Genomic DNA, 23,320 nt, shown 5'->3' with positions numbered 1-23,320 from the left:
TGCCTGCGAAGGACCTCCGGCTGCCGGCTACGCGTGTCCCGAAGCCGTGCCGCGCCTCATCCCTGACGCACCAGCTCGTCCGGCACCTGGTGGTGGCGCAACCGCCACAGCTCCGCCGCCGTGAAAACACCCGCCAGCGCGGTCAGCACAGCGGCCGCGATCTGCGGGGCTTCGCGATTGAAGATGAAGAACACGGCCCACATGGCGCTCAGACCGGCCAGCAGCACCACCGAGACCCACCGCCACCGCCACTGGGACCGCAGGATCGCTCCCTGGCGGGCCGGCAGGCCCTGCAGCTCGCGCGATCTGATATCGATGACGTGCCAGAAGAACGCGACCACGAAGATGGGGGTCAGCAGCTTGGCGACCATGGTCCAGCCGGCAACGGTCCTCAGAGACTGCCCGGGGTCATCCAGCCCGACAAGCCACGAGATCATGCCGATGATCATGAGCGTCTTGATCACCACTTCCCACCAGAGGGTTCTCTTGGCCGCGTACGGCTTGGCGTCCGTCGTGTCTTCGAGGACCGGGTCGGTGCTCATATCATGCCTCCTCGTCATGGGCCTTATGGTTCTGTCGACTTCTGCAATGGCCTCCGGCTCCACCAGATCATATATAGACGTTGATGCGGCGCATTTACGTCGAGAGGTACGTCTTTAGATGCAATAAAGATCGGTGATATGCGACCTTTGATGGTCGATAGTGCTACATTCGTTGATTATTTCGAATTCTTGTTGCACGAGGAATTCATGACGCAGGCGACGGGCAACCAAGCATGGACCCCGATATTATGCGGTGAGGTCAATGATCAGCTCCCGCGAGAAACGCTTGATGGGGAGAGCGTCGCGTAACATCGCGAAACTATTTCGCGGTGCCTTCGGGACTATGCGTGACTCTGTCCGCGCGTCGGAATATCCACAATCCGCCAATCGACTCTCATCATCGAGGAGCATAAGCGCCGCGGAGTGGACCACGCCTCGGTCCGTCGTCACCGGCGAGATCAGCCCAGTCCCGCCATGGCCGCCGGGCTGACCGAGGAGCAGTCTTGGATCGTTCACCTTGATGAGACGAGACTTGCCTACCGGATCTTCACCGGAGGTCGGGTCTCAGAACTCGGTCTCGCAAAGTTTCTGTACGAGACACACTTTGTGAGACGCGGAACTCCGTGTCATGCCTGCGGGATGATTGATGGATGGGAAAGTCGTCGCGCAGAGCATCTCGCAGGGAACGCCACAAGCCGATCCCCGCTCGTGAGGGACTGACGATCACCGTCGGTGTCGCTCCTCGAACGAAGCCCAGCGGCCAGCCGTCGCTGCAAAGGGAGCTTCGCCTGTTGCGGAGCTCCCTGCTGTACGCGGATCATGTCGATCTAGTCGCCCCGAGCGCGGCGTGGATGAACGACTTCCGGCCACTGCGGGACGTCGACGCAGGTGACCCGTGGAAGACAGTCTGCTCGTTGTCGGCCGGGACGCTGAGGAGGCTCGGGGTGGAGGGCGTGGCTCCCCGAGACTTCCGGAGGGCGATGAGGGCGCTAGAGGCTCGGCCCCGGAACGATCCCGACCGAATCGAGAACGAGAGGCAGTGGCGCGAAGCTATACCTCCGCTGAAGAGGCAGGCCGACGAGGTCTTCGACAGTCATGAGTCAGTGGAGATCGACATGGCGCTGGAAGCTGACTCCGTCAGGATGATCAGCGACGGGACCCGCCTCGAGGACGCCACCGATCAGCAGATCGCATGGTTCCGCGACCGTCTGGTGAAGGCTTTGAGCGATCCTGGTTCCCACGTCCTGCTGGACGAGGTGACCACCAAACTCCTGCTCGACTCTGGAGTCTATCCAGACGGGCTCCCTGCCGTCGCCGGGCTGAGGTCCCGGCGGGCAGCAGTGGGGGCTGGGCTTGTGGAGCGGCTGCCGACGTTCCCCGACGCCTCGATGAGCCACGTGCTCGAGGCGAGGGACGAACTCGCCGATGGGCGCGCCCGGTACCGAGCGTCGGCGAAGAGCCTCGCCGATAAACTCCAGTCATCGGCGCTGGACGCGACTCTGCCGAGCGAGATCGACGAGCTCTGGCACGACGAGGTGCGCCCCAGTCTCGATGACCTGCGGAGCACGGCGTCGAAGACCCGCGTCGCGGTCGAGACGGGCAAGCGCCTCGTGACGGAGGGGTACGGCGTGCCGACCATTGCTGTGGCGATCGCGAACATCCCTGACCTTGCCGCCTTGCTCCCGTCCGCGGCTGCAGCGGCGGGGGCCGCGGGCAGGGTGGCCGTGGCCGGTGCGGCGGAGGCGTTCAAGGCCCGCTCGGCGGCGCGGCAGCACGACCTCGTCTATCTCCTGGACGTCGACAAGAGGTTGGCCCGGGCGCAGCGCTGAGACTTGCACAGATCGTCGATGGCCACGGATCCGGTTCAGGCCAGTTTGCCGCTCGAAGTCGATCTGTGCCGGTAATACGTCGCCTTCGACCAGCCCACCGTCTTCGCGGCCTCGACCACGCCAAGACCTTCCGAGTCGATGAGATGCTGGACCGTCCGGAGGTTCCGCGCGACCTTCTCCGGGTCCGGTGCCGGGCGTCCGATCCTCACCCCGCGGGCCTTCGCGGCGTTGACGCCGGCTCGGACGCGTTCCTGAATGAGCTCTCGCTCGTACTCGGCGAAGGTCGCCATCAAGTTCAGCATCAGCCGACCCTCGCGGGTGGAGGGATCGATGCCGTCCGATAGCGACCGGACGCTCACGCCGCGGTCACCGAGGTTCTTCACCGTGGTGACGACGTCGATCATCGACCGCCCGATCCGATCGATGCGCCAGACGACCAGCTCGTCGCCGGCGCGCAGCTGCACGTCGAGGGCCGCCCACCCCGATCTGGTCTTCGCCGCTTGTGAGCCGGAGACCTGGTCGGAGTAGAGCCGGGCCTTCGCGACCCCGGCATCGGTCAGTGCCCGGCGCTGCAGGTCATCGTCCTGCTTGTCCTTGGTGGAGGTCCGAGTGTAACCGTAGAGCATGATGGTGGTCCTTTCGGTATGAGGTGGGTATGGGTGACTAGTGGCCGAGTTCGGCCTCGGGGTCGGCGTCAGGATCAGGAGCATTCGCACGGATCTCGGCCGCCCGCTGCTCGATGCCCCTGATGCGCGCGGCATGGGACTGGGCCTTCGCTCCCTGCTCGGTGTGCGGGTTGCGCTGCTCCCATTTCTCCACCAGGGGTCGGAGAGACCGGCTCATCCGCTCCAACTGCGCCGTGGCATTCAAGTAGGCTTCCCGGTCCCAGGCGGCCTGGGCCAGGCGCTCCTCGAGCTTTTCCTGCCGGCGATCCAACAGCGACTGCGCCGGTGCGAGGGCGCTGGCGAGCTCCTGCTGGACCTTCTCCTGGATCTGCGTCCGGGCGGTCGCAAGGACCTCTTGCCGGCTGTCCTCGGCGACGCGTCGACGCAGGGCGGGGAGCTCTGCCTCTCGGCGTTCGAGCTCGCGCTGGTGCTCGGTCAGATCCGCTTCCTTGTCCTCCAGTTCGTGCCGGTGCGCCAGCAGGCTCGCGTCCCAGTCGTTGAGCTTCACATGGTCGGCCACGGCCCGATCATGGAGCCTGTCGATGTGGTGCTTCGCGTCCATGACCCGCCCGTACTCGTCCTTGCCCATCCCGACCAGGTGACGCTCCTCGTCGAAGTCGGCGGAGATCTCGTAGCCGCGGTCGATCAGGTGCTGTTTGAGGCCGGCGTGGTAGTCCCGCAGCTTCGCCGGCCCGCTCTTCTGCCGCCCGGTCTCATCCCTGACCTCGCGGTGGGAGAACCAGGCCCGGGACGCCTCCACCCGCAGCGCCGCGGCATCCTTCGGGTCCTCGGCGAAGGTGTCGGCGATGACCTGCACGTGCGGGGTGCTCTCGCTGTGCTGGATGTCGTAGCCCAGCACGGCCTCCTGCCCGCCGGGGATCACCTCCTGGGCCAGGTACTGGACCACGTCCTGGAAGTAGCGCCGCGCCTGATCACGGTCCCGGGCGGCCCACCGGCTGCGCATCATCGGCTGCCCGTCGTAGTCCACGGCGGGCTGACCGGTCTTGCTATCCAGCACGGGGTAGTGGCCCGGGATCTCGACGCACAGAGACTTCGGCAGGTGAGCCACCAGCAGGGAGGTGGTCACGGTGCCGCCCTTCATCCTCCCGGTATTCCGATCGGGCTTGTCCTCCCGGAACTTCCGCTTGACCCTGCGGACACGGTCGGCCCCGTAGTCCAGCACCTCCGTCCGATCCGTGCAGGTCCGGAACCCGCCGGCGCGGTCGTTGACCATGGCCTCGTTGAGCGCCTCGTCGGCGACGACGATATTCGGGTTCCGCGCAGCCCAGTAGGCGACCGAGTCCTCATCGAGCTCGCGCATCATCTCGTGCAGGACCGCGCCCCTCTCGCTGACGTTTTTCGTGTGCTGGGCGTGGAAGCCGGCCCGTCCGATGATTTCCGCCATCTGACTCACTCCTTATCGATCGTGCTTCGTTTCAGTCCCATCCGTCTCCGGGTGTGCGGGTCCCCTCCTGCTCCACAGCCCCGCACACCAGGAGCCGGCATCTCTCCCTAGTCCTGCTGCTCCGATCACCTCCCCGAGATCCATGGATGATGGAGGATGGGGAGGCGAACGCAGGACAAGGGAAATGTCTTAACCCCGTAAGACAACTTCCGCTTCGCTCCAGTTGTCCGGGGCCCTGCCGGGGGCCGACCGCCTGGCGGCGCTCATCGGCGCTCCGGTGGGGAGCCCCGCTGGGGCTCCCCACCGGAGGCCTCGGGATGGGCTGCGGCGGCTCTGCTCCTGTCGTGTACACCGCCGAAGAGGAGAATTGCCTGAAGACCTGCAGGAAGCCCCGGCCCACCGACACCGGGGGAGGCGATGGAGCATCCCGGCCAGACACGGACCACATCGGGTCCCGTTCATGTCCTGGCTGGGACTCTTAAGAGACATGTCACGGTCTGGTGCGGGGCCTTGAGGGCCCAGATGGGTCTCTAGACTTCGAAATGGCTTGATCGAGGTCTGCCTCTGGACCAGAGCGTGGCGTCCACAGGTCCCGGTCAGGTCTTCATAAGGTCTCGAATGGACCCGACGTTTCCTGGGCCCTTCTTCGGTCTCGATACGGTCTTCAACGGGATAACTTGAGGCCAGCCCATGACCGTACCGAGACCAAGAACAGGCCCTCTGCCTGGTATCGCACCGCAGACGGCATCTATCACCTGTCCCGCCCTTCAACGGTCCGGTTCCTCTGGTGCTGAGCTCCTCCCACAGACGTGCAATGATCGGCATCGACAGGAGTCCCCTCTGAAAGAACTGATGGGAAGAACCTGGCATCGGTGACACTCCGCCTCAGCCGCAGTAGGTGATGCCGGGTTTCTTAGGACCGTCGGAGGGCGAATCGCCCGTGTGCAACGCCTTGGCCCGCGCGAGACCCTCGGCCTTCGCGATCTCGGCGCGAGCTTCCTCGTCATCCGGCAGCAGCCTCAACCCTTGGCGGAACCGGCGCGACCCAGACTTTCCCGAGGCATAGCCCAGTTCACTCAACCGGTTGCCGAAGTCGCGTTCGCCAAGTACGTGCTCGCGCATCACCCCGTTCGCCTTGCAATACTTCTGGTAGTCGGTGTGTAGGACCTTGGTCGACTGGCTTTCTCTGTCGGTGCAGCCGTCCTCGCAGCGCTCAGCAATGAAGTTCGAGACGGTGTCCTGATTGGTCCTGTACAGGTCGGTGGCCTCCTCCACTCGCTCCGGGGAGACCAGGCCTTCTCGGAAGTAGGCCTCGAGGCCAGCCAACGCCCAGGCGAGTACCGTGTCAGCCTCTGCTCTGAGCTTGCTGCCGAGACCGCTGTCGCGCTGATCGGGCGGCACCACCACATCCCACGGAACCGTGCGCACCCGTTCCCAGACGGCCGTGTCATCAGCAGGCAGCTGCGGGGCATGGTTCGTAATGAGGAACAGCAGATGCGAGGGGTCAAATTCGATCGTCTGCTTGCTGTGGACCCCACGCGCCACGACCCTGTCATTGCCGCTCAGCGCCTTAATTCGAGCTGAATCCAGCTCTGCCGATTTGGCCGTCTCGGACATGAAGACGACTCGACGTGCACGCAGGGAGAGCAAGGCGGGGCTCGGCTTGTCAGCCGTTGCATGTCGGTCGATGTTGAACAGGCTCGGACTCGCCACCGTTGCGTAGTTGCCCAGAGCGTGCAAGAGCGCTCCGTAGAAGACCCCTTTGCCATTGCGCCCGACACCGGTGAGGATAGGCAGGATGTGCTCCACCTGCTCACCGACGAGTCCCACTCCAATCGCCTGCTGCAGGTAGTGCTGGACCTCGGCATCGGGAAGGCTGGTCGAGATGAATCTCTGCCATAGCTCCGAATACGCGTTGGGATCGTAGGCACCTCTGGTGATCTGCGTCATCCGGTATTTGGGGTCGTGCGGGCGCACCGTAAGCGAGCGCCAGTCCGACCCGGTCTCGATCTCGCGGAAATCCAGAACGCCTGAGGGAGTATTCAGGAGGTAGGCATCGGCGTCGAGCTCCTCCACCTGCGCGGACAGGCTCGTGATCGTCGACATGATGCGCACGACGCCGGCGAGGCCGCTGGAAGTCTGAGACTTGACCAGGTCGGCGAGAAGCTCCCTGTCGGAAAGGGCCTCGACAGCGTAGTTCCCGATGACGCGCATCACTGCCCCTGTAACGGCTTTGTCTTCGACGTCAAGGACAAAGCGCATACCGTTCCAGTGGTACCAACCCAGCCCGGGGACATGGATGAACTTGTTGACGCACTCCGCCGCAGCGATATGGGCGACACGGGCATGGGAGCGCAGATTATCGGCGTCCCTGATCAAGAACTGCCGCTCGGCCTCCGCGAGGTCGGCCTCTTCGACGCCGTTGACAGCTAAGCTCTTCTCGGCCGCGATGCTGTGGAATTCACCGGGATCATGGGAGAAAATATAATCAGACATGGGCAATCTCCTGTCGGATGTGCCGTGTCGGGGTCGCCGAGTAGCCGCTCGGCGACCCCAACTTCGTATTCGGGGTCGCCCAGCTTCAGCGGGAGACGGGGGAGAGCAGCTGTGTCAGCTCGCGCTTCTCTGAATCGCGCACCCGAGGGAATCCGTCGACGATCTGTTCGACGAGCACGTCGATATCATCGGGCTGATCTTTGCGCTGATCGGTCTCGAGGACAGCCAGGGCGCTCATCGGCGCTGCTCGCTCTCGAGCAGGAACTCGTCGAGCGCTGCGATTCGATAGACGATACGCCTGCCCAAGCGGCTGTACCGCGGCCCCTGACCGCGCGTCCGCCAGGTGTCGAGGGCGCTCTTGGACACTCCGAGGTATGCCGCCGCGCCGTCGACCGACAGTGCCGCGCCCGGGGTCGCGTGAGAAGAATCAGAAGATACTGAGGTGATCATGGGGTGCTCCAGATCTTTTCTCGCAAGATGAAAAGTTCTGATTCCCACGGCACTCACGTCGCGCCTCAGCCCCGCGTATGCGCGGCTCATGAGACCACGCTTCATACGTCCCCAGAGTGGGGCCGCTGCACCTCTATTGGGTACACTTAGCGGTTCGACTCCACAAGGTGAAGCCGGGAATCGCTCCGAGGGAGCAATCGGGTGCAACTCAAACTACCCATGTCTGACCAGGAAAGCAAGGATGACTAGGGACACGGCCACAACAGGCTTGGCGCATGATTGCATTCGATCAAGCAGGTGTACCCTAGTCCTTCTGATCTTCTGTTCATTAACCGTCCGACAGCTCGGGCCAACAGGATGGGAACGCCTCGTTCGGAGATGATGGGGACATAAGGGACGTAGGCAACGGTTTCTTTCTCATACCCCTACGTGAGAAAGAAGGGGATCGGAATGTCCCATGTGTCCCAAAGCCATCTCAGGGCTCCGGCGTCGGCCGCATGGCAGCGCGCCAGACGAGTAAATTTTGACCGGTGTCCTTCGGGGATCGTTGAGGGGTCGTCACTATGGAAACCGTGTGGCAATCCATTAGATCGACCGGATGGCCGAACTGGTGGCGAGTGGGTCATGAGCTATCCCCTCGCGGGGGAGGTCCCTGTCGACTACTTGGAGGATGGGCCTCAACGTCTGGGTGGATGCCGAACGCACTTACCAACTTTCTAGGGGGCGTGGGCGGCTCGGGCGGTTCTCAGACCAGCCGGCTACGGTACTTCCATCATGTGGCATGAGTGCGTGGATCAGCTCTTCGCGGTACGTAGCATTGTGAGCTGCAGCGTATGAGGCTTCGGAGTCACTGATGATGCGCTCCAGCTTCGCAGCCATCTGTTGCTCAGGCTCGGGTCAGCGTCGACTTGTTTTTCTTGGCGTGCTCCATGAACACCCTCCTACGTCAGGTCCTATTAGGCTCAAGGGACAGGCATTCCTCGAAGTTGGCAGCAATTGACCTCGCACAGAGATCTGCGACCACGTGCATGGGGGCCGATGTGGAGTACTATTTGAACGTCTAGCGGTGGTCGACTCAGGCCAAGGGTAATGATGCTTCGATGCGGGTAGCGATTCGTGCATGATGGAATGACGAGTTCCTACCCCACAGAGAAGCAAGAGAGCGGAAAATGACGGGTGAGTTAGTCCCCAGGCTGTTGCCGATCCTTGGAAAGTCGTTGGGCCAGAAGTTCAACGTTTTTGATGTCATGCACCACGGAACCCATGAGAAGCAGATCTCCAATGTATTCGGATGGTTGCTCGACAGCGGCGGGTCTCATGATCTGCACGACCGGTTCATACGGATCTTCATCGATGAAGTGAACGCCGCCTGCACGTGTCCTTCCCCATTCGAGTACGGGAGCTACCGAGTGCGGCAGGAGGTGAACACGGGATCGGTCGGGGACCCGGCCGACATTGCCGACCTGGTACTCGAGAACCAGGATGCCTCACTCGTTGTTGAGAACTACTTCATCTCGGATGGACACGGCCACGCGTATGAGCGTTACCTGAACTTCAGTCGTCGTGAGCGCAGACAGGGGGCGGTGGTCCTGCTGTGCCGTGACGAAGACCGATCCCGGCAAACCAGCGGATGGGATAAGGCGCTGGTCCTGACATATAGCAGGCTGATCGACAGGCTGTACGATGCGGTTCATGACGATCCGAATTACCAGCAGGAGAATGCAGACTCGTACTCCTTCATCCAGCAGATGCATCGAAAATTCGTGAGGTCAGGAGGCCTTATGGGAAAACGGGATGTGCTCCGGTTCATAACAGCCATGTGCGACACAGGCGAAGCCGAGAGGTATCAAGCGCAGAGACAGGACGAAGCAGCGGAGAAGTTCGCGAGTGACTTGGCCATGCAGGCGAGAGAACAGTTCGTCGAGGGACGTGAAGTGCTCCAGGGGGTTAAGAACCGTCTTCGAGCTTTTGCCGAAGGCCCCCTAAATCGTCAGCTCAGCGAGACTCTTGGCAGTGAACCCATATGCAGGGTAGGTGCGAATCTGCAGGGCATCTACCAGTGGACGATCACCGTCGACTTTCCCAAAGGTGTGGCTGAGTCAGGCGGGTCTCATGTCCAACTCAAGTTTGGGCCCACGGCATGGTATGCCAACGAACGGGATCCAGACTGGAAGAGCACTGTCGATCTAGTGACCGTGAACTACTCGTATGTCTTCGTCACCCTCGTTGATGCCTTGATGATCCGTCAGACGACAGTGACTCTGGATGAAGTGCTCGATGGTCTCGATCACGACGACTGCAGACTTCACGACGAGCTCATCAGACTCCTAGAGGTGAACTCAAGAGCCTGAATCCGGCGTCGTGCATCCGGCATGTCTCGATATGACCCCTGCGTGAACCGCATGGCGCGCATGATGTTTCTTAGTGCCGGAATGTCGTGGAGCTCCGGTTCAACGTCTAGCGTCTTGGGACTGAAATAGATGGCATCCGGTGCGAAGAAGACTGAGGTCATCGACGGCTTCACCATCAAATACCACGCCAATGGCGTGACACGCTGGCCGAAGGGCAAGATCGAGGACGGTAGTCCGGTCGGTTACTTGGAGTGGTAACGGGTGGATGGCACGCTCAAGCGTTCCGGGCACTTCGACGCCGGGAAGCCCGTGGGCGAATGGATCACCTATGACCAGCAGGGTGACGTCTACAAGATTTCAGATCGAGGCGGCAAAGGCGCGGAATGAGATTGGAGACTTGGTGAACTCATACGCCCCATGCTTCTTCACGGAGGGACCCGAGGTCGAACTGAGGCACGGGACAGCGTATTGCGGCTAAAGTCGCGGGTGTGTTGGATACCCGAGCGATTGCGGTGCTGCGACGACACGGCTGGCAGCCGGCCGAGCTTCTGGGCGTGGGCATGGAAGGAACCGTCGTCGCGTTGTCGGCGATGGAGGTCGCCAAGGTCTGGCGTGGTCGTTCTCGCGCTGACCTAGATGCATTGGTGCAGTTCGGAGCGGCGCTGGGGTACGCGGACCTGGAGTTCGACGCCCCGGTGGTTCTCGACCTGCTTGAGGATGACGACGTCCTTATCACCATCGAACGCAGGGTGCATGGCAGCCCGCTGCGTATTGACGGTCTCCCTGAGCCACCGGTCGCTGATGCGGCTGCGATTCGATGGATGGGCGATGCGTTGGCGGGCATCGCCCAGGTACAGGCATCGCCGGGACTGGCAGCCCTACCGATCCTGCCTGGCGACGAGCCGTTCGATCAGCAGACACTCTTCACAGAGGCGCTGGCCGACCTGGTCGACCGCCGGTTCCGAGCATCGCCCCGGTTGCTGCGGCGAGAAGTGGACGGCGTCGATCATCTCGTCACTGCGTTGACCCACGCGCTGCGCGAGTTGGACGCCCCGGAAGTCACCGGCCTGATCCACGGCGACCTGATCCCGGCGAATGTCCTCGTCCAGGACGATCAGGTCAGCGGAATGCTGGACTTCGGCTTCCTGACGACCATCGGCGACCCGCAGTTCGACGCCGCCATCACGGCGAGCATCTTCGACATGTACGGCCCGCACGCACGCGAGTCCGAGGAACTCCTCAACGACGCCTTCCTCGCCCGCTTCGGCCACGACCCTCGGCGGTACGGCGTCTACCGCGCGGCGTACGCGGTGATCACCAACGCCTGCTTCGGATCCGACGCGGCCGACGGACACTTCGTCTGGTGCGCGAACATGCTTCGCAGACCCGACGTCAGGTCCGCGGTGCTTGGCTGAGGACGACCGTTTGCCAATGCAACAGAAGGGCCGGGTGAACCGTCCCATCCCCGACGACGGGCCGAGCGATCGTCGTCAGAGATAGGGCGGCCGTCGTCAGCTGTCTGGGATCTGAGCTTGCAGCAGGGGAGAGGAGTACCGGTGCGTCGGCGCAGGCTGGACCATCAGTCCGCGCGTCGGATACGCAGAACTTATCCCACTCGCCGGGCCCGCAGCACGACGTCGTGAACGTGATGCGCCGAGACCGCTCCGGCGGGACGCTCCCGGCGCTCATTGACCTCGATCTCCCAGTCCGGCGAGGCGGACAGGGCCTCCACGAAGTCGTCGGTGCCGACGAAGGCCTCGTGGTCGAAGGGGCGGGTCGAGTCCGGATCCGCGGTCGAGAGCATCTCCCGCATGTCGCTCACGTCGTGATTGATGATCAGCAGCCTGCCTCCGGGTGCCACCGCGTCGAGGAAGTTCGCCAGGCCGCGCGCGTCCGGGGTCCGCGGGATCGAGGCGTACGCGGCGGTGACCAGGTCGTAGCGGGCTCCGGCGAAGGGGGCGGCCGCGTTGGCGTCGGCCTGCAGGGTCTTCACCGACGCCGAGCGGCGCTGCGCCTCCGCGCGGACGCGGTCGAGGGCCCGCGCCGAGATGTCGCTCGCCGTGACCCGCCAGCCCTGTTCCGCGAGCCAGAGGGCGTCCCCGCCCTCGCCGGCCCCGATGTCCAGGGCCGTACCCGGTGTCAGGCCGGCGACCTCGGCGACGAGGGAGCCGTTGGGGTTGCCGCTCCACTGCGGGTCGCCGCTGTAGCGACCGTCCCAGTCGGCGGCGTGCGCGACCGGGCGGGCCGCGGCCGCGAGGTCCTCCTGGGCCAGGTCGAAGCTGACCATCGCCCCGACCCGCGCGCCGGCGGCCGCGGTGGGCAGCACCTGCAGCATCGGCTCCGCGAGGGTCCCGGCCGCGTACACCCCGGGCACGGCCGTCGCGCCGGTGAACGCATCCGCCTCGACGTAGCTCGCGACGCCGCTCGGGTGCTCGCCAGCGGTCAGGCCGAGGCTCGCGAAGGGCTCCACCCGGGCGTGCAGTCGGGTGCCGACGAGGATGGTGTCGGCGGGGACCTCCGCGCCGTCGGCCATCCGCAGGGCGCGCAGTTCCCCGGCGTCGTCGTCGAGGATCCGCTCGACGGGGCCGACGATCACCCGCACGCCGACGGCCCTGAGGGTCGCCAGCTGCGGGTCCTCGGCGGGGACGCCGCCGTGGACGACCACGGTGAGCCGCTCCGTGAGCTGGCGCAGCAGGGGCAGGGGATGCAGCCCGGCGGGCGAGGTCACGAGGGCGACGATGCGTCCGTCCCGCGCCTCGTACCCGTGGCAGAAGGGGCAGTGGATGACCGAGGCGCCCCAGTGCTCGGCGAGGCCCGGGATCTCGGGGAGCTCGTCGCGCAGGCCGGTCGCCGCGACCACGCGCCGGGCGCACAGCACGATGCCACCGGTCAGCTGGAGGCGGAAGCCCTCGGCCTCGCGGACGACGTCGAGGGCCCGCCCGGTGAGGACTTCCGCGCCGTAGGAGCGGACCTCGGCGCGGGCGATCCGCAGGAACTCGGCGGGGGAGCGCCCTTCGTGGCCCAGGTAGCTGTGCATTGAGGCGGACGGCGCGTTGCGCGGCTCCCCGGAGTCGACCACGATCACCGAGCGCCGCTGACGCGAGAGCTGCAGGGCGGCCGCGAGGCCGGCAGCGGAGCCGCCGATGATCGCGACGTCGGCGTGCCGGGTGATGGCGGGACGGGCCGGGGCGGACGGCTGGTCGGCGGTCGATGCGTCACCGTGGGCGTGCGCCCGGTCTATGTTCGATGCACCAGTGTGGGCGTGCACCTGGTCGGCGCTCGACGCACCGGTGTGGGCGTGTACCTGGTCGGCGTTCGACGCGCCGTCGTGCGCGTGCACCGGAGCGTCACCCGAGGTGCCGCCACTGGAGTGCGCCCGGTCGGCGTCGTGCTGGTCTGCGGATCGCTGGTCGCTGGAAGTCATAGGTCGAGAATAGCGAGGATCGCGTATAGTGCATACCATCTTGCGGTATTCGCAAGGACCGCCACGAGACGCCCGGAAGGCCCCCATGTCCGAGATTGAACAGGTCGTGCGCACCCGGCTGCGCAGCCTGCGCCACGCCCAGTCCCTCTCCCTCGACGACCTGGCCGAGCGCTCCCACCTCAGTCCCTCGACGATCAGCCGCATCGAGACCGGCAAGCGCGCGATCAGCCTGGACGTCCTCCTCCCGCTGGCCCGCGCCCTGCGCACCGACGTCGAGACCCTGCTCGAGGACGACACCGACGCCGACGTCGTCATCCGCCCCGAGCCGAGCCGGGAGGGCTCGCGCACCACCTGGACGCTCTCCCGGGCGACCGGCACCATGAAGGCCCTCAAGGTCCGGCTCGAGCCGACCTCCGCGGTCCCGGAGCAGCGGGTGCACCCCGGGCACGACTGGTTCTTCGTGATGGAGGGCAAGGTCCGCCCTTCCTGGGGGAGCGCGCGGTGGTCGTCGAGGCGGGGGAGGCGGCCGAGTTTGCCACCATGACCCCGCACGCCTTCGTGGCCGAAGGGGGGCCCGCCGAGGTGATCATGATCTTCGACCGGGAGGGGCACACCGTGCATCGGCACGACGGCGAGAACTGAGGGGGCCGGCATCGCGGGGCATCCCTGCGACGGCGTGAGGGTGGCTAGAAGGGGCGATGACATCGCGATATCATAGTGGAAGAGGTGATCATCATGACGAACGTGCTCATTCGAGGTCTCAGCGATGAGGCGGTGGAGCGCATCGATGCCGCGGCGTCCGATCAAGGCCTGTCTCGCAACGAGTTCCTGCGCAGAAAGCTCGAAGGGGCTGCTCCCGCCAACCCCGCAACCGAGCTGACCGCTGCGGACTGGGAGAGGTCCGCAGCGGCCTTCGCCGACCTGGCGGACGGTGACGTGATGGACGCCGCGTGGCGGTGACGAGCTGGCTGGTCGACAAATCGGCCTACGTCCGGATGCAGGCCGGCCACGCCGCGCGCCTCGATGAATGGAACGCGCGCATCGGACGGGGCCTGGTGCGGCTCTCGACGGTGACGAGGCTCGAGCTCGGCTTCTCCGCCCGCTCGGGTGAAGCGGGGAGGGCGGCCTTCGGCCTCCCGCCCTTATCCTTGATGCCGGTCGAGCATCTGACGCCCGCGATGGAGTACCGTGCCTTCGAGGTGCAGATGCTCCTCGCCGATCGCGGTCATTATCGGGCACCTTCCATTCCCGATCTGCTGATCGCGGCCACCGCCGAGAAGGCCGGGCTCACGGTGCTCGCGATGGACAAGGACTTCGATCTCATCGCGGAGATCACGGGGCAGCCGGTCGAGACGCTCGCCGTGAGGTGACCGGAGGCGAAGGGCCGCGATGCGCTGGTCTCGTGGCCGGCTCGGCTGGAGGCCTGGGTGCCGGCCACATCGAGCCGGCGTTGTCATCGGGCATGGGGTTCAGGATGCGGCCGGACCGCAGAGTCCGTCTGCTTCGCTGAGAGCGACATGTCCGCGTTCGGACCTAACGCCTAGCGTTAATAACGCGATGCGTTATACGATGAGGCCATGATCAGATCGTTCGGTGACCGCGCCACCGAACGACTGTGGCATCGCGAGCGCGTGCCGTCCATCGACCCGCGGATCCAGCGGACGGCCCTGCGCAAGCTCCGTCTGCTGGGAGCCGCGGAGGCGCTTGAGGAGCTTCGCGTCCCGCCCGGAAATCGGTTCGAGGCGCTCACAGGCGATCGGGTCGGTCAGTACAGCATCAGAATCAATGGTCAGTGGCGGATCTGCTTCGTGTGGACCGCGGCCGGCCCGGAGGAGGTCGAGGTCGTTGACTACCACTGACAGGCTCGCGCCCGTTCACCCCGGCGAGGTGCTCATGGAGGACTTCATCGAGGGCTTCGGCATCACGCAGAACAAGCTCGCCGTGTCCATCGGGGTGCCGCCGCGCCGGATCAACGAGATCGTGCACGGCAAGCGCGCGATCACGGCCGACACGGCGTTGCGCCTCGGCCGCTACTTCGGCGTCTCGGCGCAGTTCTGGCTCAACCTGCAGTCGCACTACGACCTGGACCGCGCCCGGGACAGGGCGGACACCGGGATCGAGGCCATCACGCCGCTGCGGGCCGCCTGATCCCGGGGCCGACGGGTACTTCCCCCGTTCCCCGCCGCTGGCTAGCCTGGTGCGCATGGACATCAAATTGGAGAACGTCGGCATCGCCGTGGAGGACCTCGACGCCGCGGTCGCCTTCTTCACCGACCTCGGCCTCGCGGTCCTCGGGCGCGACGAGGTGAGCGGCGAGTGGGCCGACACCGCCGTGGGCCTCGACGGCAACCACGTCCGGCTCGCGATGCTCCAGACGCCGGACGGCCACGGCCGCCTCGAGCTCTTCGAGTACATCCACCCCGAGGCGATCCCCACGGAGCCGACCCGCCCGCACGAGATCGGCATGCACCGCGTCGCCTTCTCGGTCGGGGACCTCGACGCCGCCCTGGAGATCGCCGCAAGGCACGGCTGCCACCCGCTGCGCGGCGTCGCCACCTACGAAGACGCGTACAGGCTGACGTACCTGCGCGGGCCCAGCGGCATCATCGTGATGCTGGCGGAGGAGCTCGCGGGTGGGTGAGTGCGGCGAGATCACCATCGAAGGGACTGATATCATGAGTGATAGCAACTAGCGAGGTGATTCTCATGGCATCCATCATCGTCCGCGGACTCGACGAGTCGGTTAAACAGCGCCTGGCATCGCAGGCAAAGGACCACGGCCGTTCCATGGAGGCCGAAGCCCGTGACATTCTCACCCGCGCCACGGAGCCACGCAACATCGGCCTGGCACTGTTGCGGGCGGCGCAAGAGGTGGGTGGCGTCGAGGACCTTCCCGTCCCCGCGCGCGACGACGTGGCGCGGGTGGTCGACTTCGAGTGATCGTCTTCGATACCAACGTCATCTCTGAGATCTTCAAGCCGCGTCCGAACGCTCGCGTCGTCGCACTGCTGGAAGCACCGGGAGAAGAGGTCGCCATCACCTCGGTCACCCTGGCCGAACTCCTGGCCGGGGTGCGCCGACTCCCCGAGGGGCGACGCAAGGAAGAGTTGCAGATTGCCCTCAATGCCGCTGTGGGGCCATACCGCCAGTCGGGCGCTATCTTGGCTTTCGACGACGCCGCCGCCGAGCAATACGCTGAAGTGCTCTCCCGGCGCGAACGAGAGGGGCTGCCGATCAGTACTGCCGACGCCCAGATCGCTGCGATCTGCCGCGCCCACCGTGCTGCGTGTGCGACGCGCAACGTCAAGGACTTCGCGTGTACTGGCGTGAGGGTCATCGACCCCTGGGCGGACTGATCCAATAGATTCTTCCTGATTGAGTCGAATCGCCAGTCGGCAAAGCATCTTACGGCGCACCGAGGCGCATACTGAGCCCGTGGATGACCAGCGCATCGAGGTCAGGCCCGCGACGGTCTTCATGGACGTGGCGGCGCTCGTCGGGCCGAGGAAGGCGACGTCGAGCGTCTGCTTCTGCCTGAGCCACCGGCTGTGCAGCGCGGAGAACAACGCCCTCCGCGGGCCCGAGCGGGCCGAGCGCGTCCGGCAGCTGTGCGCGCAGGAGCCGCCGCCCGGCGTCGTCGCCTACCTGAAGGGGGAGCCGGTCGGGTGGGCCGCGGTGCACCCGCGCAGCGAGACGAGCTTCGCGCGCAGCCGGCGCATCCCGCACGTGGACGACCTGGACGTGTGGTCGCTGTGGTGCTTCCGCGTGCGGCCGGGGCACCGGAGGCAGGGGATCGTGCATGCCCTGGTGGAGGGCGCGGTGGAGCACGCGCGGGAGCGGGGCGCGCCCGCGATCGAGGGGTACCCGGTGGACAACGGCGTCGAGCGGGTGGACCCGACGATGGCGTACGTCAGCACGCGGCGGGTGTTCGAGCGGGCTGGGTTCACGCTGGCGGCGCGGACCGGGTCGGTGCTCGACGGGTTCCCTCGGGTGATCATGCGGCGCGATCTCCGCGCGGGGTAGGGGCACCGCTCGGGTTGACGCGGCCGACGTCGTCCGGGCGGACCATGTGCCCGCGCCGCCGTATCCGCGGGGGAGTCTGAGACGCGAGAGAAGCCCGCGGCCGACTCGGACAGCGTTGAATATCACAAATCAATCAGTAGGCTGGTCGACCGGAAATCAGTAAGCTTCCTATGTACTTCGCACACAGTCGCACGCATTGAGGGGAATATTCGGCATGCTCAAGAGGGTCCTGATGATCGGCCTCGCCTACTTCGGCGTCACGGTCGGGGCGGGCTTCGCGTCCGGGCAGGAGATGCTCCAGTTCTACGTCTCCTACGGCTGGTGGGGGCTGGCCGGTGCGGGCGTGAACCTGTTGATCATGCCGCTCACGGCGCTCGCGATCCTCCAGTACGGCAGCTACTTCCGGGCGCAGTCGCACGGAAAGGTCTTCGACTCGATCGCCTCGAAGTTCCTCGCCAAGTTCATGGACTACGGGCTCTCGATCGCGCAGTTCTGCATCGGCTTCGTGATGCTGGCCGGCGCCGGGTCCAACCTGAACCAGCAGTTCGGGCTGCCGCTCTTCGCCGGGTCCGCCATCATGGTGGTGCTGGTGATCGTCGCGGGCATGTTCAACCCCGACCGGGTCAGCGGCATCATCGGCGGCATCACCCCGGCCATGATCGCCCTGATCCTCGCGGCCGGCCTGTACTCGATCCTGACCTTCAGCGGCTCGCTGCAGGGCGTGCACGAGTTCGCGATCGAGCACGTCACCTCCTCCCTGCCGAACTGGCTGCTGTCCACCGTCAACTACACGGGCCTGTCGATGTTCAGCGGCATCGCGATGGCGATCATCATCGGCGGCCAGAACTGGAGCCCGCAGGCGGCCGGCTGGGGCGGGTTCCTCGGCGGCCTCATCTTCGGCGGCCTCCTGCTGCTCATGACGGCCGCCCTGCTCCTGCGGGTCGAGGACGTCTACACCTCCGACCTGCCGACGCTGGCGCTGATCAACGAGATGAACCCGATCCTGGGCGTCATCGCCTCCATCGCCACGTACCTGATGATCTTCAGCACGGCCCTCGGGGTCTTCTACTCGCTGGGCAAGCGGCTCGCGGTGCCGCGGCCCTCGCTCTACCGCGTGGTGTTCGTGGCCGTGACGCTGATCGGCTTCGGGCTGAGCTTCCTGCCGTTCACGGCCCTGGTGAACAACGTGTTCCCCGTGCTCGGGTGGCTGGGCATCCTGTTCGTGGCCGTGCTCGTGGGCACCTGGCTCGTCAGCGCCCGCAGCGACATCAGCGCGGAGAGCCTCCGTCGCGACCGGGTGCGCGCCCTGATCCTCTACCGGCTGGACCCGCAGCGCCGGTGGACCCCGCGGCACGCCAGCGCGCTCATCCAGGCGGTGGACGAGTCCAACCTGCGCGCTAAGCACCTCGGGGACTTCATGAGCGAGGACGTCTACCGGGAGGCGGAGCAGACCACGGGCATCGAGATCCCGGTCGAGCAGCAGCGCGAGCTGGGCGAGCGCCTGGCCAAGCTGACCAAGGAGGAGGGCGAGAAGACCGGGTCCGGGTCGGCGGGTCCCTCGGCCTGACGCGCCGCGCGGGGCCGGGCCGGGGCCGGGAGCACGACGTCGTGCGCGGACGCCGTCGGGACCGTCCGGGTCTGGCCGCGGCCCGGTGCGCCGGGTGATACTGGAGTCTCCAGCCACTTCAGCGTCGAAGGAGCCCGCCATGACCTCGTCCATCGCCACCTACATCGCCCTGCCAGGGACCACCGCCGAGGCCATGGAGCACTGGCACGAGGTGCTCGGCGGGGAGCTCGAGGTCATCCGCTACGGCGACATGGACCTGCAGGGCATGCCCTTCGCGCCCGACCCGCAGTCCGTCGCCCACGCGACCCTCACCCTGCCCGGCGGGGTGATCTCCGGCGGCGACGCGATGGACGACGGCAACGACTACCCGCTCACCGGCACCGCCTACTCGCTCCTCTACACCGCGGAGGGTCCCGAGGAGGCCCGCACCCTGTTCCAGAAGTTCCTCGACGCCGGCGGCACGGTCGGCATGCCGCTGGAGCAGGCTCCGTGGGGCGGCTGGTACGGTACGGTCTTCGACCGCTTCGGGGTCATGTGGGCCTTCTCCGCCGACTCCGCCGAGGAGGACTGAGCGACGATGCCGGCCCCGGGCGCGACCCGCAGCGGGCCGCATCCGGCGCCACTGTGCCGCGGGCCGTGCCGGGGCTGTCTCACCGCGGAGCGCGCCGGAGCCGCGTCTCTGAGGGCCGGGCCGGGGCCGCCTCACTACGGGCCGTGCCGAGGCCGCCTCGCCGCGGGCCACGCCCGGGATCGCCTCGCCGCGGGCCGTGTCCTGATCGTCTCACCCCGGCCGCGCCGGAGGACACCGCCCGGCCGCTCCGGTTACCTTGGACACGTGAACGATCAAGCCCAGCCCACCCTGCACTCCGTCGTCGCCGGACCCGCAGAGGACGCCTCGCGGGGGACCTCCGGCGCCGCGCTCCTTCGCCGCGTCGTGTTCCTCCACGGCCTCTTCGGCCGCGGCAAGAACTTCACCCGCATCGCGTCCGGCCTCGAGCCGGAGGCCCGGAGCCTGCTCGTGGACCTGCCCAACCACGGCCGCTCCGAATGGACCGAGAGCGTCGACTACCCGGAGATGGCCGACGCCGTCGCCGCGCACCTGCGCGAGGGGTTCGCCGCGGACGGGCCGGTCGACGTCGTCGGCCACTCGATGGGCGGCAAGGTGGCCATGGTGCTCGCGCTGCGGCACCCCGAGCTGGTGCGGCGACTCGTCGTCGTCGACATCTCGCCGGTGGCCGCCGACGCCGCGCGGGGCGAGTTCAAGCACCTGCTCGACTCGCTCGCCACCGTCGACCTCGCCGGGCTGGAGCGCCGCGGCCAGGCGGACGAGCAGCTGCGCGAGGCCATTCCGAAGGACGGCGTGCGCGGCTTCCTGCTCCAGAACCTCCGGCGGGAGGGGGAGGGGTTCCGGTGGGAGCCCAACCTGGAGATGCTGCGCCGCGAGATCGAGGCGGTCATGGGCTTCCCGGACGCGGGCGGGGCGCAGTTCACCGGGCCCGTGCTCTGGATCGCCGGGGAGCGCTCCGACTACGTCACGCGCGAGGACGGCCCGGCGATGCGGGCGCTGTTCCCCAAGACCACGCGCATGACCGTGCGCGGCTCGGGCCACTGGGTGCACTCCGAGAAGCCGGACGAGGTGATCGCGGCGCTGCGCTCGTTCCTGCTCACGGACTGAGCGGGGTGCGCGCCTAGGAGCGGCAGAGGCAGAACGGGTGCCCCACCGGGTCGAGGTAGACGACGAAGCTGCCGTCCTCGCTCGGTTGGACCTCGTGCCGCGTGCCGCCGGCCGCGAAGACCCGCGGCTCGGCGTCGGGGATGGACTCGACGTAGAAGTCCAGGTGAGCCTGTTGCGGGATCGCTCCGTCCGGCCACTCGGGGGCGCGGTAGCCCTCGACCTGCTGGCAGGCCAGGTGGTAGGCGGCGTCGCCGGGCGGGCGGACCTCCACCCAGTCGGGCTCCTCGTCCTCGGCGACGACCTCCCAGCCGAGGAGAGTGGCGTAGAACTCGGCGAGGGCCACGGCGTCGGGGCAGTCGAGGGCGAAGACGGTGTGCTGGGGCTGGATGGAACCGCTCATACGTGTGAAGTGTAGGCGGGCGGGGTGCGCGGGGGAAGGGGCGAGGCGATGCGGTGACGGTGAGGACCAGCCCTTGACACTTCCCATAAGTGGAAAATATGATCCGGTTATATGAAGACTCTGCCGTCCCTGCTCACGCCGCTGGTGAGGTCCGACGCCGTGGGGGCCCTTCTCGCGGAGACGCTGGGGCATCCGGACCGTGAGCTCTCCCTGTCCGAGATCGCCCGCAGGACGGGGGCGAGCGCGCCGGTCGTCCATCGCGAGGCGAGTCGCCTGGTGGAGGGGGGAGTCCTTCGGGATCGTCAGGAGGGCCGCAACCGCCTCCTCCGCGCGAATCAGGACCACCCGCTCTTCACGCTCATGCGAGACGTCATCGCGGCGACCTACGGCCCGGTCCCGGTGCTGCGCGAGGCATTCGAGTCCGTCGAGGGCGCGGAGCGGGTGCTCATCTACGGGTCGTGGGCGGCCCGTCGCAGCGGCGTCGCGGGGCCGTTCCCCAACGACCTCGACGTCCTCGTCGTCGGGGCCGTCCCGCGCCGCACCCTCTCGGAGATTGCGAACCGTGCCGGTGCCCAGCTGTCCCTGCCGGTGAACATCACGCGGGTGTCAGCCGAGGAGTGGCAGGCGGACGATCCGTCCCCGTTCCTGAGCACCGTTCGCTCGCGTCCCCTGTTCGACGTCATGACCGGTGAACCGCATGGGTGAGGGGGCGCGCCGCCCCACCGCGGGCGACGCCGCCGGCACCGGTCCCCTCGTCCGCCGCGCCGCCGCCCGCGACCTCGGCTCCCTCGTCGCCCTGCGCCGGGAGATGTTCCGCGCCATGGGCGTGGCGGACGCGGAATCGCGTCCGTGGCAGGAGGCGGCGGGCCGCTGGTTCGCGGAGCGGCTGACCCACCCCGACTACGGCATCTTCGTGGTGGAGACGGACGAAGGCGTCGTGGCGGGGGCCGTGGGCGCGGTCAGGGATGCGGCGCCGTCGCCCGCCTGCCCCGAGGGGAGGGACGTGCTGGTCAGCACGGTGTGCACGGTGCCCTCCCAGCGGGGCCGCGGCCATGCGCGCCGGGCCTTCGGGGCCGTGATGGAGTGGGCCCGGTCGACCGGCGTCCGGCGGGTGGAGCTCATGGCGACCAGCGCGGGGCGGTCCATGTATGAGCGGGAGGGTTTCGCGGAGGTTGCGTGGCCCGCGATGAGGAAGGCGCTCTGACCTGCGGGTGAAGAGCGTGCGACGTCGGCGGTCCACCGGCCTTGGAAAACCACCGTCACCCGTCTGAGAATCTAGGTAAGCACTTGTTCACGGGAGGTGTCCTATGGTCTTCGAGATGAGCGCACGCGAGCTGAATCGCGACGTCAGCGCTGCCAAGCGCGCGGCAGCCTCGGGTCCGGTGGTCATCACCGATCGAGGGGAGCCGGCCTACGTCCTCCTGTCGATCGAGGAGTTCCACCGCCTGACGCGCGAGGGCGGGAATGTGGTGGAGCGCCTGCGGATGGACGAGGACGCCGACGTCGAGTTCGTACCGCTCCCGAGCCCGTTCAGCCTGAGGGATCCGCAGCTGTGAAGTACCTGCTCGACACGAACGCGCAGAGCGAGATCCGCAAGCTTGCGGCCCGCGCCCGGAGCGCGACGCCTACATCGCCGCGACGGCCCAGGTCCACGGGATGACCGTGGCGACGCGCAACGTGACCGACTTCGAGCCGATGGGCGTGGCGCTGCTGGATCCGTGGGGCTGAGGGGCCGAAGCGGGCCGCCTCCTCGCGAAGAGGGCGCAGCGCCGCCCGATCCGCGGATCGGGCGAGGGCGCCCGCCGGGAGTCAGGGCCGGGGCTCATCCCCATCGCCGGGATCGTCCACCGCGGCGCTCCCGCCCATCCCCGCCAGCCGACCGGCCAGCTTCGCGGCGACCACTCGCAGCTCCTCCGGCTCCACGAGCTCGGCCTCGAACCCTAGCAGCGCCACGTGGACCGCGATCGACTCCAGCCGGTCCGCGCCCACCACGAGCAGGCACCACCCCTCGAGCGGATCCTCCTCCACGCGCCCGACCTGCGGCGGGACCCGCGCCGCGACCTCCTCGGCGGGTGCGTTCACCCTGACCCGGGCGACGTGGCGGTACGGGGCCTCGGTCACGGAGCGGTGCACATGCTCGACGGGGTCGGGGTGGGGCCGGGGCCTGAACCGCCAGGTGCTCGCGGCGGCGTCGTCGATGCGGTCCAGGCGGAACACGCGCCAGTCGCCGCGGTCCACGTCCCACGCCATCAGGTACCAGCGGTGGCCGGTGGTGACCAGGCGGAGCGGCTCGACCGTGCGGCGTCGGGCCGTGCCCTCCCGGTCCGTGTAGTCGAAGCCCACGCGGACCTCGTCGCGGCAGGCGCGGGCGAGCGTGAGCAGCAGCTCCGGGTCGATCGCGGTCCCGGGGCGGGGGAGGGAGACGGTCGCGCCGTGCACCGCGCGGACCTCGGAGCGCAGCCGCGGTGGCATCACCTGGTCCAGCTTGGCCAG

General features: G+C 67.0%; 28 protein-coding genes. 19 read left to right on the top strand and 9 right to left on the bottom strand.

Annotation, left to right across the window (positions count from 1 at the left end; all coding sequences use genetic code 11):
* Positions 1-56 precede the first annotated feature (56 nt).
* Positions 57-542, bottom strand: coding sequence for a hypothetical protein (locus NBM05_RS01865; RefSeq protein WP_254164720.1), 486 nt, complete (start codon positions 540-542; stop codon positions 57-59).
* An 851-nt stretch (positions 543-1,393) separates the two neighbouring features.
* On the opposite strand from NBM05_RS01865, the gene NBM05_RS01860 reads away from it, so the two are divergent.
* Entirely contained in the window at positions 1,394-2,371 is a 978-nt protein-coding gene (locus NBM05_RS01860; RefSeq protein WP_254164718.1) for a hypothetical protein, read from the top strand.
* A gap of 35 nt (positions 2,372-2,406) precedes the next feature.
* Here the strand turns inward: NBM05_RS01860 and NBM05_RS01855 are convergent, their stop codons facing one another.
* The 5 genes from NBM05_RS01855 to NBM05_RS01835 form a co-directional block, all read right to left on the bottom strand.
* Entirely contained in the window at positions 2,407-2,997 is a 591-nt protein-coding gene (locus NBM05_RS01855; protein WP_254164716.1) for a recombinase family protein, read from the bottom strand.
* Between the two features lie 37 nt (positions 2,998-3,034).
* Positions 3,035-4,441 (bottom strand): hypothetical protein, encoded by a 1,407-nt coding sequence (locus tag NBM05_RS01850; RefSeq protein ID WP_254164714.1) that lies wholly within the window; start codon positions 4,439-4,441, stop codon positions 3,035-3,037.
* 885 nt (positions 4,442-5,326) lie between these two features.
* Complete coding sequence (locus tag NBM05_RS01845) at positions 5,327-6,937, bottom strand: DNA primase family protein (protein ID WP_254164713.1); 1,611 nt, start codon at positions 6,935-6,937, stop codon at positions 5,327-5,329.
* An 85-nt stretch (positions 6,938-7,022) separates the two neighbouring features.
* A complete protein-coding gene (locus NBM05_RS01840; protein ID WP_254164711.1) occupies positions 7,023-7,175 on the bottom strand; it encodes a hypothetical protein in 153 nt (50 codons plus the stop codon).
* The gene (locus tag NBM05_RS01835; RefSeq protein ID WP_254164709.1) at positions 7,172-7,477 is read right to left on the bottom strand and encodes a helix-turn-helix transcriptional regulator; all 306 of its coding nucleotides are present in this window, start codon (positions 7,475-7,477) and stop codon (positions 7,172-7,174) included. Before NBM05_RS01835 ends, NBM05_RS01840 begins: the two co-directional genes overlap by 4 nt.
* A gap of 1,079 nt (positions 7,478-8,556) precedes the next feature.
* Between NBM05_RS01835 and NBM05_RS01830 the strand changes: the two genes are divergently transcribed.
* From NBM05_RS01830 to NBM05_RS01825, 3 genes are all read left to right on the top strand, one after another.
* Positions 8,557-9,738, top strand: a complete 1,182-nt coding sequence (locus NBM05_RS01830) for a PD-(D/E)XK nuclease family protein (protein WP_254164707.1) — start codon at positions 8,557-8,559, stop codon at positions 9,736-9,738.
* A 261-nt stretch (positions 9,739-9,999) separates the two neighbouring features.
* Entirely contained in the window at positions 10,000-10,125 is a 126-nt protein-coding gene (locus tag NBM05_RS15305; RefSeq protein WP_302183615.1) for a hypothetical protein, read from the top strand.
* A gap of 101 nt (positions 10,126-10,226) precedes the next feature.
* Positions 10,227-11,153 (top strand): phosphotransferase family protein, encoded by a 927-nt coding sequence (locus NBM05_RS01825; protein ID WP_254164705.1) that lies wholly within the window; start codon positions 10,227-10,229, stop codon positions 11,151-11,153.
* A gap of 191 nt (positions 11,154-11,344) precedes the next feature.
* Here NBM05_RS01825 and NBM05_RS01820 read toward each other — a convergent pair whose 3' ends face one another.
* Positions 11,345-13,162, bottom strand: coding sequence for a bifunctional NAD(P)/FAD-dependent oxidoreductase/class I SAM-dependent methyltransferase (locus tag NBM05_RS01820; protein WP_254164703.1), 1,818 nt, complete (start codon positions 13,160-13,162; stop codon positions 11,345-11,347).
* Positions 13,163-13,247: 85 nt separating this feature from the next.
* On the opposite strand from NBM05_RS01820, the gene NBM05_RS01815 reads away from it, so the two are divergent.
* The 12 genes from NBM05_RS01815 (at position 13,248) to NBM05_RS01760 (ending at position 20,427) form a co-directional block, all read left to right on the top strand.
* Positions 13,248-13,706: a helix-turn-helix domain-containing protein gene (locus tag NBM05_RS01815; RefSeq protein WP_254164701.1), complete on the top strand. Its 459-nt coding sequence runs from the start codon at positions 13,248-13,250 to the stop codon at positions 13,704-13,706.
* Positions 13,707-13,897: 191 nt separating this feature from the next.
* Positions 13,898-14,122: a type II toxin-antitoxin system VapB family antitoxin gene (gene vapB, locus NBM05_RS01810; RefSeq protein ID WP_254164699.1), complete on the top strand. Its 225-nt coding sequence runs from the start codon at positions 13,898-13,900 to the stop codon at positions 14,120-14,122.
* Positions 14,113-14,532 (top strand): PIN domain nuclease, encoded by a 420-nt coding sequence (locus NBM05_RS01805; RefSeq protein ID WP_254164697.1) that lies wholly within the window; start codon positions 14,113-14,115, stop codon positions 14,530-14,532. The genes vapB and NBM05_RS01805 overlap by 10 nt, the downstream gene beginning before the upstream one ends.
* Before the next feature lie 207 nt (positions 14,533-14,739).
* Positions 14,740-15,021, top strand: coding sequence for a type II toxin-antitoxin system RelE/ParE family toxin (locus NBM05_RS01800; protein WP_254164695.1), 282 nt, complete (start codon positions 14,740-14,742; stop codon positions 15,019-15,021).
* Positions 15,008-15,310, top strand: coding sequence for a HigA family addiction module antitoxin (locus NBM05_RS01795; protein WP_254164693.1), 303 nt, complete (start codon positions 15,008-15,010; stop codon positions 15,308-15,310). The genes NBM05_RS01800 and NBM05_RS01795 overlap by 14 nt, the downstream gene beginning before the upstream one ends.
* Before the next feature lie 55 nt (positions 15,311-15,365).
* Positions 15,366-15,803 carry a VOC family protein gene (locus NBM05_RS01790; RefSeq protein ID WP_254164691.1) on the top strand — a complete coding sequence of 146 codons (438 nt, stop codon included), beginning with the start codon at positions 15,366-15,368 and terminating at the stop codon, positions 15,801-15,803.
* A gap of 65 nt (positions 15,804-15,868) precedes the next feature.
* The gene (locus tag NBM05_RS01785; protein ID WP_254164689.1) at positions 15,869-16,102 is read left to right on the top strand and encodes a FitA-like ribbon-helix-helix domain-containing protein; all 234 of its coding nucleotides are present in this window, start codon (positions 15,869-15,871) and stop codon (positions 16,100-16,102) included.
* Positions 16,099-16,518 carry a type II toxin-antitoxin system VapC family toxin gene (locus NBM05_RS01780; RefSeq protein ID WP_254164687.1) on the top strand — a complete coding sequence of 140 codons (420 nt, stop codon included), beginning with the start codon at positions 16,099-16,101 and terminating at the stop codon, positions 16,516-16,518. The genes NBM05_RS01785 and NBM05_RS01780 overlap by 4 nt, the downstream gene beginning before the upstream one ends.
* A gap of 121 nt (positions 16,519-16,639) precedes the next feature.
* Positions 16,640-17,185, top strand: a complete 546-nt coding sequence (locus tag NBM05_RS01775) for a GNAT family N-acetyltransferase (protein WP_254164896.1) — start codon at positions 16,640-16,642, stop codon at positions 17,183-17,185.
* Positions 17,186-17,399: 214 nt separating this feature from the next.
* A complete protein-coding gene (locus tag NBM05_RS01770) occupies positions 17,400-18,752 on the top strand; it encodes a YkvI family membrane protein (RefSeq protein ID WP_254164685.1) in 1,353 nt (450 codons plus the stop codon).
* 139 nt (positions 18,753-18,891) lie between these two features.
* Positions 18,892-19,323, top strand: coding sequence for a VOC family protein (locus tag NBM05_RS01765; RefSeq protein WP_254164683.1), 432 nt, complete (start codon positions 18,892-18,894; stop codon positions 19,321-19,323).
* 264 nt (positions 19,324-19,587) lie between these two features.
* Entirely contained in the window at positions 19,588-20,427 is an 840-nt protein-coding gene (locus NBM05_RS01760; RefSeq protein WP_373689262.1) for an alpha/beta fold hydrolase, read from the top strand.
* A 13-nt stretch (positions 20,428-20,440) separates the two neighbouring features.
* Here the strand turns inward: NBM05_RS01760 and NBM05_RS01755 are convergent, their stop codons facing one another.
* Complete coding sequence (locus NBM05_RS01755; protein ID WP_254164681.1) at positions 20,441-20,827, bottom strand: VOC family protein; 387 nt, start codon at positions 20,825-20,827, stop codon at positions 20,441-20,443.
* 111 nt (positions 20,828-20,938) lie between these two features.
* Here NBM05_RS01755 and NBM05_RS01750 point away from each other — a divergent pair, with 111 nt between their 5' ends.
* The 3 genes from NBM05_RS01750 (at position 20,939) to NBM05_RS01740 (ending at position 22,383) form a co-directional block, all read left to right on the top strand.
* Positions 20,939-21,532: a winged helix-turn-helix domain-containing protein gene (locus NBM05_RS01750; RefSeq protein ID WP_254164679.1), complete on the top strand. Its 594-nt coding sequence runs from the start codon at positions 20,939-20,941 to the stop codon at positions 21,530-21,532.
* The gene (locus tag NBM05_RS01745) at positions 21,525-22,031 is read left to right on the top strand and encodes a GNAT family N-acetyltransferase (protein WP_254164677.1); all 507 of its coding nucleotides are present in this window, start codon (positions 21,525-21,527) and stop codon (positions 22,029-22,031) included. The genes NBM05_RS01750 and NBM05_RS01745 overlap by 8 nt, the downstream gene beginning before the upstream one ends.
* Before the next feature lie 115 nt (positions 22,032-22,146).
* On the top strand, positions 22,147-22,383 hold the full coding sequence (locus tag NBM05_RS01740; RefSeq protein WP_254164675.1) for a type II toxin-antitoxin system prevent-host-death family antitoxin: 237 nt from the start codon (positions 22,147-22,149) through the stop codon (positions 22,381-22,383).
* 253 nt (positions 22,384-22,636) lie between these two features.
* Here the strand turns inward: NBM05_RS01740 and NBM05_RS01735 are convergent.
* Positions 22,637-23,320: helix-turn-helix transcriptional regulator (locus NBM05_RS01735; protein ID WP_254164673.1), on the bottom strand; the 684-nt coding region annotated here is incomplete at its 5' end.

The organism is Rothia santali, from assembly GCF_024199905.1.
GTDB classification, from domain to species: Bacteria; Actinomycetota; Actinomycetes; order Actinomycetales; family Micrococcaceae; genus Rothia; species Rothia santali.
Note: the sequence above shows the minus strand (reverse complement) of the source record. Positions and strands in the feature narration are given on the sequence as shown.

Coding starts and splice junctions, on each gene's coding strand:
- NBM05_RS01865 (WP_254164720.1), bottom strand. CDS start 542: ATGAGCACCGACCCGGTCCTCGAAGACACGACGGACGCCAAGCCGTAC.
- NBM05_RS01860 (WP_254164718.1), top strand. CDS start 1,394: ATGAACGACTTCCGGCCACTGCGGGACGTCGACGCAGGTGACCCGTGG.
- NBM05_RS01855 (WP_254164716.1), bottom strand. CDS start 2,997: ATGCTCTACGGTTACACTCGGACCTCCACCAAGGACAAGCAGGACGAT.
- NBM05_RS01850 (WP_254164714.1), bottom strand. CDS start 4,441: ATGGCGGAAATCATCGGACGGGCCGGCTTCCACGCCCAGCACACGAAA.
- NBM05_RS01845 (WP_254164713.1), bottom strand. CDS start 6,937: ATGTCTGATTATATTTTCTCCCATGATCCCGGTGAATTCCACAGCATC.
- NBM05_RS01840 (WP_254164711.1), bottom strand. CDS start 7,175: ATGAGCGCCCTGGCTGTCCTCGAGACCGATCAGCGCAAAGATCAGCCC.
- NBM05_RS01835 (WP_254164709.1), bottom strand. CDS start 7,477: ATGAGCCGCGCATACGCGGGGCTGAGGCGCGACGTGAGTGCCGTGGGA.
- NBM05_RS01830 (WP_254164707.1), top strand. CDS start 8,557: ATGACGGGTGAGTTAGTCCCCAGGCTGTTGCCGATCCTTGGAAAGTCG.
- NBM05_RS01820 (WP_254164703.1), bottom strand. CDS start 13,162: ATGACTTCCAGCGACCAGCGATCCGCAGACCAGCACGACGCCGACCGG.
- NBM05_RS01815 (WP_254164701.1), top strand. CDS start 13,248: ATGTCCGAGATTGAACAGGTCGTGCGCACCCGGCTGCGCAGCCTGCGC.
- vapB (WP_254164699.1), top strand. CDS start 13,898: ATGACGAACGTGCTCATTCGAGGTCTCAGCGATGAGGCGGTGGAGCGC.
- NBM05_RS01800 (WP_254164695.1), top strand. CDS start 14,740: ATGATCAGATCGTTCGGTGACCGCGCCACCGAACGACTGTGGCATCGC.
- NBM05_RS01790 (WP_254164691.1), top strand. CDS start 15,366: ATGGACATCAAATTGGAGAACGTCGGCATCGCCGTGGAGGACCTCGAC.
- NBM05_RS01785 (WP_254164689.1), top strand. CDS start 15,869: ATGGCATCCATCATCGTCCGCGGACTCGACGAGTCGGTTAAACAGCGC.
- NBM05_RS01775 (WP_254164896.1), top strand. CDS start 16,640: ATGGACGTGGCGGCGCTCGTCGGGCCGAGGAAGGCGACGTCGAGCGTC.
- NBM05_RS01770 (WP_254164685.1), top strand. CDS start 17,400: ATGCTCAAGAGGGTCCTGATGATCGGCCTCGCCTACTTCGGCGTCACG.
- NBM05_RS01765 (WP_254164683.1), top strand. CDS start 18,892: ATGACCTCGTCCATCGCCACCTACATCGCCCTGCCAGGGACCACCGCC.
- NBM05_RS01755 (WP_254164681.1), bottom strand. CDS start 20,827: ATGAGCGGTTCCATCCAGCCCCAGCACACCGTCTTCGCCCTCGACTGC.
- NBM05_RS01750 (WP_254164679.1), top strand. CDS start 20,939: ATGAAGACTCTGCCGTCCCTGCTCACGCCGCTGGTGAGGTCCGACGCC.
- NBM05_RS01745 (WP_254164677.1), top strand. CDS start 21,525: ATGGGTGAGGGGGCGCGCCGCCCCACCGCGGGCGACGCCGCCGGCACC.
- NBM05_RS01740 (WP_254164675.1), top strand. CDS start 22,147: ATGAGCGCACGCGAGCTGAATCGCGACGTCAGCGCTGCCAAGCGCGCG.